13 protein-coding genes and 1 pseudogene are annotated in these 13,479 nt (G+C 61.6%); 3 read left to right on the top strand and 11 right to left on the bottom strand.

Going from position 1 to position 13,479, the window contains the following annotated elements:
• Positions 1–250 precede the first annotated feature (250 nt).
• Together HT585_RS31070 and HT585_RS31065 are read right to left on the bottom strand one after the other, a co-directional pair.
• Entirely contained in the window at positions 251–682 is a 432-nt protein-coding gene (locus HT585_RS31070) for a plasmid maintenance toxin (PemK-like) (protein WP_176356628.1), read from the bottom strand.
• The gene (locus HT585_RS31065) at positions 669–947 is read right to left on the bottom strand and encodes a type II toxin-antitoxin system Phd/YefM family antitoxin (RefSeq protein WP_176356627.1); all 279 of its coding nucleotides are present in this window, start codon (positions 945–947) and stop codon (positions 669–671) included. The genes HT585_RS31070 and HT585_RS31065 overlap by 14 nt, the downstream gene beginning before the upstream one ends.
• Before the next feature lie 247 nt (positions 948–1,194).
• On the opposite strand from HT585_RS31065, the gene HT585_RS31060 reads away from it, so the two are divergent.
• The 3 genes and pseudogenes from HT585_RS31060 (at position 1,195) to HT585_RS31050 (ending at position 3,772) form a co-directional block, all read left to right on the top strand.
• Complete coding sequence (locus tag HT585_RS31060) at positions 1,195–1,500, top strand: DUF982 domain-containing protein (protein WP_176356626.1); 306 nt, start codon at positions 1,195–1,197, stop codon at positions 1,498–1,500.
• Positions 1,501–1,674: 174 nt separating this feature from the next.
• Positions 1,675–2,875: pseudogene (locus tag HT585_RS31055) on the top strand (IS256 family transposase).
• A gap of 453 nt (positions 2,876–3,328) precedes the next feature.
• Positions 3,329–3,772 (top strand): hypothetical protein, encoded by a 444-nt coding sequence (locus HT585_RS31050; RefSeq protein ID WP_176356625.1) that lies wholly within the window; start codon positions 3,329–3,331, stop codon positions 3,770–3,772.
• Between the two features lie 326 nt (positions 3,773–4,098).
• On the opposite strand, the gene HT585_RS31045 is transcribed toward HT585_RS31050, so the two are convergent.
• From HT585_RS31045 to HT585_RS31010, 9 genes are all read right to left on the bottom strand, one after another.
• Entirely contained in the window at positions 4,099–5,400 is a 1,302-nt protein-coding gene (locus tag HT585_RS31045; protein ID WP_176356624.1) for an alpha/beta hydrolase, read from the bottom strand.
• Positions 5,401–5,529 (bottom strand): hypothetical protein, encoded by a 129-nt coding sequence (locus HT585_RS32155; RefSeq protein ID WP_281410715.1) that lies wholly within the window; start codon positions 5,527–5,529, stop codon positions 5,401–5,403.
• Between the two features lie 323 nt (positions 5,530–5,852).
• The gene (locus tag HT585_RS31040) at positions 5,853–6,611 is read right to left on the bottom strand and encodes an SDR family oxidoreductase (RefSeq protein WP_176356623.1); all 759 of its coding nucleotides are present in this window, start codon (positions 6,609–6,611) and stop codon (positions 5,853–5,855) included.
• A 55-nt stretch (positions 6,612–6,666) separates the two neighbouring features.
• Positions 6,667–7,077, bottom strand: coding sequence for a cupin domain-containing protein (locus tag HT585_RS31035; RefSeq protein WP_176356622.1), 411 nt, complete (start codon positions 7,075–7,077; stop codon positions 6,667–6,669).
• 144 nt (positions 7,078–7,221) lie between these two features.
• Positions 7,222–8,709, bottom strand: a complete 1,488-nt coding sequence (locus tag HT585_RS31030; protein WP_176356621.1) for a cyclic nucleotide-binding domain-containing protein — start codon at positions 8,707–8,709, stop codon at positions 7,222–7,224.
• A 156-nt stretch (positions 8,710–8,865) separates the two neighbouring features.
• A complete protein-coding gene (locus HT585_RS31025) occupies positions 8,866–9,813 on the bottom strand; it encodes an MBL fold metallo-hydrolase (RefSeq protein ID WP_176356620.1) in 948 nt (315 codons plus the stop codon).
• A gap of 115 nt (positions 9,814–9,928) precedes the next feature.
• Positions 9,929–11,524, bottom strand: a complete 1,596-nt coding sequence (locus HT585_RS31020) for a DHA2 family efflux MFS transporter permease subunit (protein WP_176356619.1) — start codon at positions 11,522–11,524, stop codon at positions 9,929–9,931.
• On the bottom strand, positions 11,521–12,615 hold the full coding sequence (locus HT585_RS31015; protein ID WP_176356618.1) for an HlyD family secretion protein: 1,095 nt from the start codon (positions 12,613–12,615) through the stop codon (positions 11,521–11,523). Before HT585_RS31015 ends, HT585_RS31020 begins: the two co-directional genes overlap by 4 nt.
• 104 nt (positions 12,616–12,719) lie before the next feature.
• On the bottom strand, positions 12,720–13,472 hold the full coding sequence (locus tag HT585_RS31010) for an SDR family oxidoreductase (RefSeq protein WP_176356617.1): 753 nt from the start codon (positions 13,470–13,472) through the stop codon (positions 12,720–12,722).
• Positions 13,473–13,479: the final 7 nt, after the last annotated feature.

Here is a 13,479-nt window from a genome sequence, read left to right as displayed (position 1 = left end):
TCCGGGCACATTTGCAAGAGGGAGGCTGAACCCCTACCCTGAAAACCGGCGTGTTGCACTTCAGTTAGGATCTCCCGACCGTGAATATACGCGCAACGAGCCTTTGCCAGGGTTGGTCTGCCCTTCGGCTTGACGGTTGCTTCACGGGAGTTCGGCGCAAGATGCTAGCGAACCCCGTGATTGCCGTCCCGTCTTTTCGGGGACGGCATGCGATGCGCCATTTTGCAGAAATTGCCGGAACAAATCGCTTTTAAGAACTACGCGGGGTCGCCCGATGTCTTTGGCTGCGCGCTAGCCCGACAAAGCGACGCTTCACCTCTTCGAACAGGGCCGGAGGCAACGGGCCGTGGTAGCCGCTTTCCGTGTCGAGCGGTCGGACGTCCGGCCCTGGCCAGGCAAAGCGGTTGCTTTCCGTCAAAACAATCCAGGAGCGTTCGTCATCTAACCCCAATCGACGCTTTGTCGCCGGCGGAATCTCGACGGCATCGGCCGGGTGGGAAGGTGGCGTATGCGTGATCGGAAGCACCCGCACCACCGGCGCTCCATCTTCCAAGGTAGCAATGATGGCAAGAACGAGCGCCGGGCGATCCTTGTCCCCCTCTTCTCGTCCTTCCAAATGCTGCCAGTGCCAGAGATAGGAATAGCGGAAGACCCAGCCGACCTTCGGCTCAGCCGGCAGCATTCTTGTCCTTCGTCAATTCGGCATTGAGATGGTCAAGTCCGGGATCCATCGTGGATTTTTCGACTGCGGCGAGCTCGTCGGCATCCAACGCGCTCGTCAGTTCGACTTGGCGCTCGCGCCGCCTCAATCGAAGATAGTCCTCATAGGCGATCAAAACCGTGCGCGGTCGGCCGTTCTTAGTGATAATCAACGGCTCGCGCACGGCCGCGTCCTGATAGGCTCCAAAATTCTTGGAGACCGCAGCGGCGGTTACGGTGGATGTCATCATGCACCTCCATTTTTCCGTAAAATACGTACTTTACGGAACATTACAAGATACCAACGTCACCAAGAGCTTGAATCGGCCCGAAAGAGAGCAGTGCGGTCGGCCCGATTGGTTGCGGGTTCGAGTCCTGCCGGGAGCACCACCACCCTGATCAAATCTCGGGTGCCGCAGATCTTGAAAAGCAATCCACGCATTCCCAGATGATTTTCCGTCTTCTTTCATCCGGTTAGATAGGAAGGAGGAAATCATGTATCTTCCGGAGATGCCATGGTCTGTGCCGCTGCAGGTAACGTTCCAGAACGGCACCAATCGCACCTTTTCATCGGTATTCGACGCTCTGGATTTTCTGGAGAACGAATGGCCGCGGCGCCGTGGGCAGCGATACGAGCGGGCCGTCGACACCTGTCGGCGCGCGCTTAACCGAAGGACGCCGGTGGCGATCGCACGTGAAGCTTTCGTCGCGGCGTGTCTGGAGGCGGGTCTGCCAGTGAGTGGCGTGGCGTACGCCACCGCGCTCGGCCACAGAGGCGACCACAGTCGCACTGCCGCATAATCCAGGACGGGGAGGCCCAGATGTTTGACCCCCGAGACAGTGCCTGGATGAGCCCGACCGAGTTAGACTACCTGCATGATCGTGTCCCGTGAGGTGGTGTAGCAGGAAGGCGGCCATCAGTGTTTTTCCGGTAGGGTCGGGTTGTTCAAGCTCAACCTGATGGAAAGATCACCGATGACCGACGAGATGATGAACCTGCGCTCTCTTGTTGAGAAGAGCGCGGAAGTGGATTTGCTGCGGGAGATGATCGGCTTTGCTGCCGAGAAGCTGATGGAGCTGGAGGTCGGGGCGAAGACGGGCGCGGCCTATGGCGAGAAGAACGCCTTTCGGCTTGCCCAACGTAACGGCTACCGCGAGCGCGACTGGGAAACACGGGCCGGGACGGTGGAACTGCGCATCCCGAAGCTTCGTACCGGCACCTATTTCCCAAGCTTTCTCGAGCCGCGTCGCATGGCCGAGAAGGCTCTGAAGAGCCGTAATTCAGGAAGCCTATATCCAGGGCGTTTCGACCCGCTCCGTCGACGATCTGGTCAAGGCGATGGGCATGAGCGGCATCTCCAAGAGCCAGGTCTCGAGGCTGTGCGAGGAGATCGACGACAAGGTGAAGGCGTTCCTCAGCCGCCCCATTGAAGGCGACTGGCCGTATCTGTGGATCGACGCCACCTATCTGAAGGTTCGTCGCGGTGGCCGCATCGTCTCGGTTGCCGTCATCATCGCCGTCGGCGTCAACACCGACGGACGGCGCGAGGTCTTGGGCATGGAGATTGGCACGTCCGAGGCCGAGCCGATCTGGACGGATTTTCTGCGCAAACTGACGCAACGGGGTCTCAGAGGCGTCAAGCTCGTCGTCTCCGATGCCCATGAAGGGATCAAGGCCGCCGTCTCCAAGGTTCTATCGGCCACCTGGCAGAGGTGCAGGGTTCACTTCATGAGAAACGCGCTGGCCCATGCCGGAAAGAGCGGCCGACGAGTGGTCTCCGCCTTCATCGCCACGGCCTTCGCCCAGGATACGCCGGAGACCGCAAGCACTCAGTGGCGCAATGTCGCCGACCAGATCAGGCCGAAAGTGCCGAAGCTCGCCCAACTCATGGACACCGCTGAAGAAGACGTGCTCGCCTATATGGCCTTTCCCAGGCAGCACTGGACCAAGCTTCACAGCACCAACCCCATCGAGCGCCTCAATGGCGAGATCAAGCGGCGCACCGAGGTCGTCGGCATCTTCCCCAACGATGACGCCATCGTCCGCCTCGTCGGCGCATTGCTGCTCGAACAGAACGACGAGTGGGCTGTCCAGCGCTCCAGATACCTGACCCTTGAGACCATCGCCGCAATGAGCGATGATCCGCTCATCAGCCTGCCCGCTGCGGCAAGCTGACCCATTCCCGGCTCCGTCCGGAAAGCACGGCGATCGCCGGAGCTACACCACTCCTCGGGACATGATCTATCGCGCGCGGCTGGATAGCGGTTCTGACAACGCCGAACTGCGCGAGCGTCGGAAACGGTGGAAGGACGCTGATCAGCGGCTTGGCTACAGCGCAGTCGCCGCCCTGGAACAGGAGCTCGCAGAGCAGACCGGGGTCCTGGGGCGGGTGCTTTTGATCGCACCGGTCTCCTCGGTGATCGAAGTCGACGCAAAGCTCCACTGCCTGATCGTTACGCACGATCAAGGCCTCAAGCTTGAAGACGCCCCCTGGCACAGCTGCGGATCCTGTTGGAGGACCTCATCCGTATTGCAGGACGCGAAAACCATGAGAAACGATCACGATCAGTGGATGACGAGGTCGGAACCGAGCGCGAAGTTTCAATTTGACGCGGGAGATCGACCAACATGGACCGCGGCAAAACAGCAAGCGTGCGAGACGTTCTGCACCTGGCAGCGCGATACCGGGCCGCCGCCATCAAGCTAGGTGAGGCTCCGGCCAAGCCCAACCAACTGCCCCAACGGCTGCTGGCTCTTCATGCCATCGAGCTCTATCTGGATGCTCTTCTTCTCTCCAAAAGCATCGGTCGTGAGACGATCCGAGTTTTTCAACATGATCTTGGCGAGCGGGCGCGAATAGCAGCGGCCGCAGGTCTGGTTTTGCGCAAACGCACCTTGGCGCACTTGGTAGCGCTCACCGCGGTGAAAGAATATTGCGTCGTCAGGTATGCTCCTGAGCTGACACCTAGGCTCTCGCAGGTGAACCGCGTTATGGCGACGCTCGACGAACTCTCTCAAAAGGTGCCAAAGATGGTAAAGGCGGACCAAGGCCGCCCGTGGGAAGGAGCCTGAGCTGCTGCGAGGCAGAGAACGTTTGGTCAAGATTTCAGATCATTGGTGCGGCGGTAACCGCGAAGGTGGCGCGTTGTTCGGGAGGAGTTCCTGGAGACCCCGAACGCAAACCAGGTGTCACCTGCGTTCGGGCTGCGAACCGTTTTTAGAGCGCGAAGGCTCTCTACGAAGCTGGACGATGGCGTTTAGCATAGCGGTTCATCGCCTCCCGGCGCCACGAAGTCAACCTCCAGCCGGATGTTAATACCGACACGGGATTGGCTTCCACTTGGTACATAATGCGATCGCCTCACAAATGGACTGTCTCTTCCAAATCCTTGGGACAATCATCGCACCGCCTGTGGGGTATTCGACGTTCGCCAGAATGGGCGTCTGATTTCGATGAGCTGGCGTCGGGGATCGCCAGATTTGGCTCTGTCGCGAATGAGCGCGACCAAGTCCGCCCTGATGGTGGCGTCGGACAGGAAGTAGCTGTGGCCGATAAAGCCGTCGCCGCCGGGGTATTCGACGAAATCGACCAGCCTTCCCATATGCGATCCTGCCCATCTGGACGCCGCCTCGCTCCTGTCGCGGGGAAGATTGCCGACGGCGAGCTGACCAAGCCGCAGGGCGCTGCCGGAGATCAGCGTCGAGGCTTTCAACGCCTCGTCCCTTGGCGACGAATAGACCGTAAGGTGCATCGAGCCTTGAGCGGGCAATGTGTTTGGCGTCGATTTGCTCCCAAAGGCAAGATCGGGGTCGGAGACCCAGGCGAACAACTTGGACGACGCCACATCGAGATCGATATCGGGGGCGAAAAACACAGCATTCGCGATCTTGTAGCGCTGCCAGAGCGAGGATCGGCTGACATAGGCTTCGATGGCAAGCTGCTGGACGACGCTCGCCAGCACATCGGTTCCGCGACTATGCGCCAGGAGGTGAAGCCTCTCGACACCCTTCGTTGCGGCGATGACGCGAACGGCCTTCTTGAAGTCCGCAACCGCAAACTCGCTCGATTCACGGTCGATGCTGTAGCCGAAGAACGAGCCGCCGACGCCTCCGGCGGGCCAGGTCAGGACAATGCAGACAAACTGGTTTTGCAGCGAACGGCAGATCTCATCGGTGGCGAGTGCCGCGTCGTCGAAGCTGTTGTTGTATCCGTGAACGAAGACAATGACTTCCTTGCGTCCGGCTGCCGCGAGACGTCGGGCAACTTCAGCCTGCAGTGACGCGACAGCCTGTTCATGTGCCGCAACTGCTTGCGGAGTGCGGTGCAGGCCGTTCGCCGTTGCCACGATCCCGTAGGGTGTTGCCGGAAACCGGCCGGTCTCGGAAACAGCGTCGACCCGGAATTTTCTCTTGCCGGCAGAAGAAGAGCGCCTTGGGGCGATCGATACCGATCCGAAGCTTAAGTAGATCGCCCGCTTGGCGCCGTATGACAGCCTGTTGCCGGAAACGACCGTCGGCGCGCGGTCGGTGATGTAGAGGAGTTCGGATGCCTCGGATCCTTGTTGCTTTCCGACAGGCTGCGCGCCGCGCGACGCCGGTGACGTGGCAGCGGACTGCGCTGTGAGCGATGCACGCTCTAAGGCACAGCCGACAAGGCAGATAAGCATAAAGAGCCCCGCCATTGCCCGACGAAAATCCATCTAGAGACCGTCCAATCCGTAGACCTTGTCGGCCGAGTCAGGAACGGTTCGGGCCGCGACACTAATGCGGTTCCAGACATCGATCGCCATAATCCGAAACGTGAGATCGGAAGCCTGCTGATGCGTCATGGTGCTTCGTCCTCCGCCTGACATGATCGACCGACATGGCCGCTCGTCATCGTGCCGGAAACCCGCCGCGTTCGGAGCTATACATCCGTTTATGCGCCGCCCGATCGCCGACCGCTCCTCTGAGGTGGGGCAGACTGAAAACGGGGATCTTCTTGATGTCATGCGGTCATTCATTCAAGGCTGGCCGACCCGGCTGCGGTCACCCAGCGCCCACTTGGACCAGCACGCCGGCAGGATAGCCGCGGCAGCTTTGCCTTGCACCGAAGACAAAAAGCGTCGGGCCGATGCGCTTTTCGTTGTCGCATCGGCCCGACGGAGCGATCTCAGGCGGCCGCCTGAGGTTGTTGGGCATTCCAGCTCCTGAAGTCGAGCTTACCCAGCTTGGCGGATCCGAGAGGAACCAGCGACTGATCGTCGACGCGCGAACCGAAGTACTTGGCGTCCGGGTCGGCAACGACCTTGCGGCTGTCGCCGACGGCTGCCAGATACTCGGAAATGAAATCGCTCATGGGCTTCTTTTCAGGGCCAGCGATTTCGATCGTCTGGTTCTCGGGTTTGCCGATCGTCGCTTCTGCAACGAATGCTGCGACGTCGTCTGCAGCGATCGGCTGGAACGCGCCGGACGACACCCTTGCGGTCCTGTCGACAGTTGCCTCATCGGCAATGCCGCCGAGGAACTCCAGGAACTGCGTCGACCTTACGATGGTGTAAGGAACGCCGCCGTTCTTGATCAGGCTCTCCTGCGCGACCTTGGCTCGGAAATAGCCATTGTCGGGCGACCGTTCGATACCGACAATGGAAAGCGCGACGTGGTGGCCGACACCAGCGGCCCGCTCCGCCGCAAGCAGGTTCGAGGTCGATCGTTCGAAGAATGAAAGAACGGCACCCGGCTCAAAGGACGGCGAATTGCTCACGTCGAGCACCGCCTGGGCGCCGGTCAGCACATCGGCCAGACCTTCACCCGTCAGTGTATCGACGCCCGTCGAGGGTGCCGATTGCACCACGTCGTGGCCCTTGCTTCTGAGGCGCTCTGCAACTTTTGACCCGATGCGGCCGGTGCCGCCGATAATGACGATTTTCATGGTTCTGCTCCTTGCAAGCTCGTCTTGGGATCGCGTTTGATTGAGAAGAAGGGGGCTACTTCGCGGGCAGCACCATCTCCGTTGCGGTCGTATCGAGAACGAAAACGGCCAAGATTTTCGCCGGATCGCTGTCGCTTGCGTTCGCGCTGACGCGGTGATGATCGCCCGGGACTTCGATCCAGTTCTCACCGGTCTTGTAGACTTTGACTGGACCGTCGTTGATCTGGCTCTTGATGCTGCCTTCGATCACCGTCGCATAGATAAAGGCGCTCTTGGGGTGGGTGTGTGACGGGTTGTGGCCGCCGGGGCCATATTCGACCAGAACGCCGCGCATGCTCTTGCCCGGCACATTCGGAAGCGCGTGGTCGAACACCACGGTGACCTTGGCATTATAGGGCTCGTCGGAGGCCGCCACCGGTCCGGTGATCAGCGTCGCACACAGCAAGCCAATCGCTAGTTTTCGCATGGATTTCTCCTCCATTCACGTTGTTGGCAATGCGTGGGATCGTATGGCGGGCCTGCGGATAGAAACAGATATACGTAGGTTTGCCGCAGCGGCGATTGTGTATCGGCGGCGGCGCGCTCGCGTACGAACCGCCGTGTCGCCGCCTCAGCCGTTCGCGCTTTCACGCTGGCTTCGAAAGATGGAGCGGATGGCATGAAGCAGGTCCAGCTTGCGCCGCTCGTGCTGGTTCGCAGGCAATTGCGAACCTGCTCCGATCGCTTCGCGTTGCGCCAGGTGGGCTGCCAGATCCTCCGCAATTTCCGGGCGCTTCGACAAGAGCGGCGCCAACGCGGCCTGATCGACCTCATAGACGGTAAGGCGGGTGACGGCGTGGAGGTCGTGTCTCTCCTTCATTCCGGCCAGAAGGCCGTCCTCGCCGAAGAAATCACCGGGGGCCAAGCGCGCGATTTCCACATCCCCGCTCTTCAGCGACACCACGCCGTTCTTGATCATCATCAGGCTTTGGAGCGACCGGCCTTCTCTGACGATTTCGGCGCCGGCGGCAAAGCTGCGCGGCGTCGCCGCGGCCGCAAGCGTATCGCGTTCTTCCTGGCTGAGATTGGAAAAGATTGGGATCGCGTCGATCAGGTCCTGTGCCGGTGCGACAGTGTGCTGCAGGTCGGACCTGGCAGGGCTTTGCATGAGCGTGCTCTCGGGCGGTAGAGCCAGTTGCAGCCCGTTTGCCCGGCAATGCCGATAGACCAGATCGATGATTTCGTTGCGCGCCGGGCCGCGCTGTGCCGGGCTGGTGACCCGGAACTGGAGTTCCACCGTGATGGCGCTGGCATCGAGCCCCATGAGCCCGACGGTTGGAGGCGGCTCTTTCACGATCGCGTTGCAACTGTCGAGAACCGCATGCATCACGTCAACGATCATCCGCGGCATGCGCGTCGGAACCACGCGAACCGAGACAATGATCTGGTGGTTCTCGTCCGGCTGACTGATATTGGTCAGCCCCACCTTTGCCAGGACGCTGTTGGGCAGCACGACGAGATTGTGGGCTGCGGTCAGCAAATGCGTCGACCGCCAGTTGCTTGAGACCACCCGGCCTTCCGTTCCGTCACTGAGACAGATCCAGTCACCAAGGATATAAGGGCGACCAAGGGTCAGCGCTATGCCCGAGAAGACGTCACCCAAGGTGCTCTGCAACGCGAGACCGAGAATGATCGCAATGACACCCGACGTCGCCAGCAAGCCCCCGATTGGCACGCCAAAGACGAATGCCAGGATCGAGAGCAGCACGCCGAGATAGACGACCGCAACAACCAGATCCTGGATCAGTCGCGCTTCCCGCGGTCGGCCATCGAGGACAAGGTAAAGCCGGATGAACCCGATCGCCGCCCAGGAGAGATGCACCCACCAGAGCGTCTTTGCCGCCACGAGCAGTGTCTGAGCGCCTTCGAGATCGGTCCGGTCGTAGCGAAACGGATTGAGGCGGGTGTAGGCGAGCACCGCCGTCATCGACGCGAAGAAGGCGATCTGCACGACCAGCCGCGCGGTTGGGCGCGCCCTGCCCTGCAAATGCCAGACGACAATTCCGGCGATGCCCAGAACGCAGACGAGGACGGGCAATAATTGGGGTTGCTGGTCCATTTCCACTCCCTGCGAGGCGACTTTTCTCCCTCCGCGACACTCCCTGCGAGGCCGCCCTTGTCGCCATGAAACGCAAAACCATCGGCCGTGCTCTGCTCCGGGATGGAGAACAAGACGAACCGATGGTCCTTGCGCGCAATCGCTAAGCTTGAGACGTCAGTAATCCCAGAACACCGGAACCCACCGGAAGCGATCGCCGTCGATCGCCACATGCCCGACGGACGGGAAAGGCAGGTGCGTGGCCACCAGCGACGATCCCGTCTCGGCCAGTTCGTTCATGAGACGCACCCGAACGCGAGCTGCCTCCTCGGGGTCGTGTTCAAAACCGTTGAACCAGTCGGGATGGTCGAAGGCGACGGCGAACAGGGCGTCGCCGGCAAACATCAGCCGGTCGCCTCCCGAAGCCACCCGGACCACGCAGTGCCCAGGCGTATGGCCGCCGGTGCGCTCGGCAACCACACCCGGCGCAACCTCGCACCTGTCCTCGAAAGGTCGAAGATGGTTGCGGTACTCGTTCGCAAAGCGTTTGGCCGTTGCCCTCAGCGCATCCGGGAAACCCTGCGGCATGACCGCATGCGAGAAATCAGGCGATTCCCAGAACTTGATCTCGGCGGCGGCGACGTGGATGCGCAGATCCGGACGCAGTTGCTCCTTCACGCCATCAACCAGCAATCCGCCGATATGGTCCATGTGCATGTGCGTCAGAACCACATCGGTCACGGATCCAAGGTCGATGCCTGCAGCCGTCAGTCGCCTGATCAGTTGACCGGCGCGCGGCAGGTTCAAGTCCGGATCCAGGCCAAGCCCGGCATCGATAAGAATAGTTTGTGCGCCGCTTCGCACCACGACCACGTTCAGCGACCAGTCGAAGGCGTCGGCCGGCAGGAACATGCCGTCGAGCCAGGCTGCCCGATCGGCGGCGTCGGCGTTGTGTCCCAGCATCGTGGTTGGCAATGGCAAAACCCCATCGCTGACGACCAGGACCTCGATGTCACCGACCTTGACGGCATAGCGCGATGGAACCAGCTCTTCTGGAGCCGACCGACCGGACAGCGCGGGTTCGACGGTCGTGTTCGTGTGAGATCTTGCTTCTGCCGGCGTCATGATGTCCTCCTGTTTTCCCTGATGAAACGTGTGGTTCTCGGTTGATGTGGTGGACTCTAGGTTCGAGCGACGTTGACGGTCGAGCTATACCTCGGTTTAGGGCGGTTCCGTTCGGTCAACGGCCGGCGTGGGTGTGGCGCGCCTTGGCGCGCCGGGCCAGGCCGAGCTTGATGGCCACGAGCACGGGCGCTGCGACGACGAACAGCAGCGCCACGGCGTTGAACGCCGTGTCGAAAGCGATCACGATGGATTGCCCAGCAACGGCCCGACCGAGAAGCGCCATCGCGGCCCGACCGGCAGGAGCGGCATCCATGCCCCGTGCCGCAAGCATGGCAGTCGTTGCGGCCAGACGTTCCATGACGGCCTGGCCTCCGGCATTAACGCTCGCGCCGAGGACTACGACATTTCCCGCGACATTGTGGTCGATAAGGGTCTGAAGCCCGGCAACACCGACAAGACCGCCAAGCTGGCGCCCGGTATTGAACAGTCCGATCCCGGAGGCGAGGTTTCGCCGGTCGAGATTGCCGAAGGCAATCAAGGTGATCGACATAAACAGGAACCCAAGGCCAAGGCCGCGCAAAAGGATCGCGGCCATCATGTCAGCGGCACCGCTTTCACTCGTCGACCCGGACAGCATCCACATCGCCAGCATAATCATCACAATACCGAAGGGCACGGTCGCGAACGGGGGAAGCCGACGGACCTGCATCAGGAAGGCGGCCAGGAGCAGGGCCGCAACGAAGAGGGCGCCGCTCGGCAGGAGCAGCAGGCCGGCGTCGGTCGGCGTGAAGGCCAGAACGGATACGGCGAACGCCGGGATCAGGAACGCGCTGCCAAACAGTGCCGCGCCGGCGACAAAACTGACGATGAAAGCGAAGGCGAAATCGTCGGATCTGAACAGGGAAAAATCGAACAGGCCGGTGCCCTTGCGCAGCACCTGCTGCCCGAGAAACAGGAACAGCGAGGCTACGCCAGCCACCGAGAGCCAAAGAATGCGCGACTCTTCGAACCAGTCCCAGCGGCTGCCCTGGCTGAGGACATAGCTGAAGCAGAAAAGCGCGACCGAAACCAGTGAAAGCCCGACCCAGTCGAGGGGGCGGTGCCTCGTCGTGGCGGGTGCCGGAACCTCGACCATCAGGAGAAGTCCTGCGGCGGCCAGAGACAGAACGACATTGCAGTAGAAGATCCAGGTCCACGACTGGCTGTCCAGCAACCATCCCTGAAGCGCGGGGGCGACCGTTGCGGGCGCGACCACCGCGCCCATGGCAAACAGCGCCTGAAGGATTGGCTGATGGGCGCTCCGAAATGCAAAGAAGATGGTGGTCTGCCCTGCAACGAGCAGGACACCGCCGGCAAGCCCCTGAATAATCCTGAGCGCAATCAGGAGATCGAGCGACGTCGTCGCGGACGCCATCCCAGACGCAAGCCCCATGGCGAGCGTCGATGCGATGACGAGACTGAGCGGCCGGATGCGGGTCAGCATCGAAGCGGCGACCATGAAGCCGATGAGCTTGAAGGCGGTATAGCCGACGTCGAGCCAGGCGAATTCGTCGGGCGTGGCATAGATGTCGCCGATGATGTCTCCGCGGCTGAGCGAAAGAATGGTGCTCGCAATCGCCTCTGTCAGTGCCGCAAACACGATGCCGGCGACGAGCAGCGTGGCTGACACAAATGTCTTGTGTTTCACCGTGGCGACGATGTGCGTGGTCATGACCCGCTCCCGAGATCCACGTCGACCCTCGCCGACAGCCCCGGCACGAGGCGACCAGTCAAGGGGTTGCGCGCAAATCGGATCTTGACCGGCACCCGCTGGACGACACGGACGAAGTTACCGGTTGCATTGTCCGAGGGCAGCAGGCTGAAGGCCGAACCGCTGCCCGGCGCAAAGCTGTCAACCCTGCCTTCAAGGGTTTGCCCCGGATACCCGTCGATGCTGATCCGGACGCGCTGACCCGGCTGAATATGCTCGAGCTGCGTTTCCTTGAAATTGGCGACAACCCACAGGTCGTCGACCGGAACGATGTCGAGCAGGGACGTGCCGGGAGCGACGAAACGGCCGACGCGAACCTGACGGTTGCCGATGACGCCACCAACCGGGGCACGCACGACCGTGCTTTCGAGATCGATCTGGGAAAGGTCGCGTGCAGCCTCTGCCTGGGCCACGGCTGCGACGGCGGCCTCACGCTGTGCCGCAAGGACTGCAATGCGTTGCTTCTGCGCTTCGATCGTTGCGGAGGCCGCAGAGACGCCCGCCTGCGTTTTCGACCGCGCCGCATCACTTTCGTCAACGTGCGCCTGACTGATGGTATTGCTGCGGATCAGTTCGCGCCGGCGTTCATATGCCTTGGCAGCGAGATTCATCTCTGCGACGGCTGACAGCTTCTGGGCTTCGGCCTGGCGAATGAGGGCGTGCTGAAGCTCCGTTTCCGCATCGACATTGACCAGCCGAGCGCGTGCCGCTTCGACGTTGGCCGCCGCCTGTGCAAAGCGAGCCCGATAGTCCCGGTCATCGATCCGGAAAAGCACATCGCCCGCCCGGACACTCTGATTGTCCTGGACCTCGACGGCCACGACATACCCGGCGATCTTCGGCGCAAGCGACGTCAAGTCGCCACGGACATAGGCGTTATCGGTCGAGGCCTCGTCGCCTGGATGCGCCCAGGCCCAGCCGCCGACGATGGCGACCGCAGCACCGAGGCACAGCAGCATGCCAACCTTCTTCCGCTTGCCGGATCGCTTTCCGGCCGCACCGGTCGAGGCGTTTCCCGTGACGTTGGCAATCCTGTCCTCGATCGTGTCCATGGTCTTGGTTCCTTTGAATTTCTTCGGCTGCGTCGGCGCGCCAGGAGGATGTCATGCACGTCGCTCGGACGCCGCCAGCTTGCGGATATTGGTGCACGCGTTTTTCAGAGCCGGGCCTGTTGGCCGACCCAGTCGCCGAAGCGGATTGCGCCGAGCCGCGGGTTGTTGCCGGGGGTCAGCGATCGGTCATCGAGCAACGCGCCGAAATAGCGTGCGTGGACGTCGGGAACGACCTTTCGGCTATCGTTCGTCGCCCGCAGGAAACGCCGGGCGACCTCATCGAGCGGCATGGCTTCCGGTCCGGCGACTTCGATCGTTCCGTTGATCGGCGCTGCGAGCGCAACATCGGCAAGTGCTGCGGCGACGTCGTCGGAGGCAATGGGCTGGAACAGCGCCGGCGAAAGGCGGACCTCGCCGTCCACGGTCGCCGATTGCGCAATGCCGCCGACGAACTCAAAAAACTGCGTGGCCCTGAGGATGGTGTAAGGAAGGCCGGATGCCTTGACGAGGTTTTCCTGCGCGACCTTCGCTCGGAAATAGCCGTTGTCGGGCAACCGGTCGCTGCCGACGATCGAAAGCGCGATGTGGTGGCGAACGCCGGCCGCCGCTTCCGCTGCCAAAAGATTGCGCCCCGACGTCTCGAAGAATTCGAAAACAGCCTTGTCGTCCCAAACCGGCGCGTTAGCGACGTCGACGACGACGTCGGTGCGATCCATCGCTGCAGCCAGACCTTCACGCGTGATCGTGTTGACGCCAGTATTTGGCGCGGCAGCGAGCACGTCGTGTCCGCGCTCGCGCAGGATCTTCACAACTTTCGATCCGATAAGGCCGGTGCCTCCGATGACGACGATCTTCATGGGTTCA

The organism is Ensifer oleiphilus (genome assembly GCF_013371465.1).
Taxonomy (GTDB): Bacteria; Pseudomonadota; Alphaproteobacteria; order Rhizobiales; family Rhizobiaceae; genus Ensifer; species Ensifer oleiphilus.
Note: the sequence above shows the minus strand (reverse complement) of the source record. Positions and strands in the feature narration are given on the sequence as shown.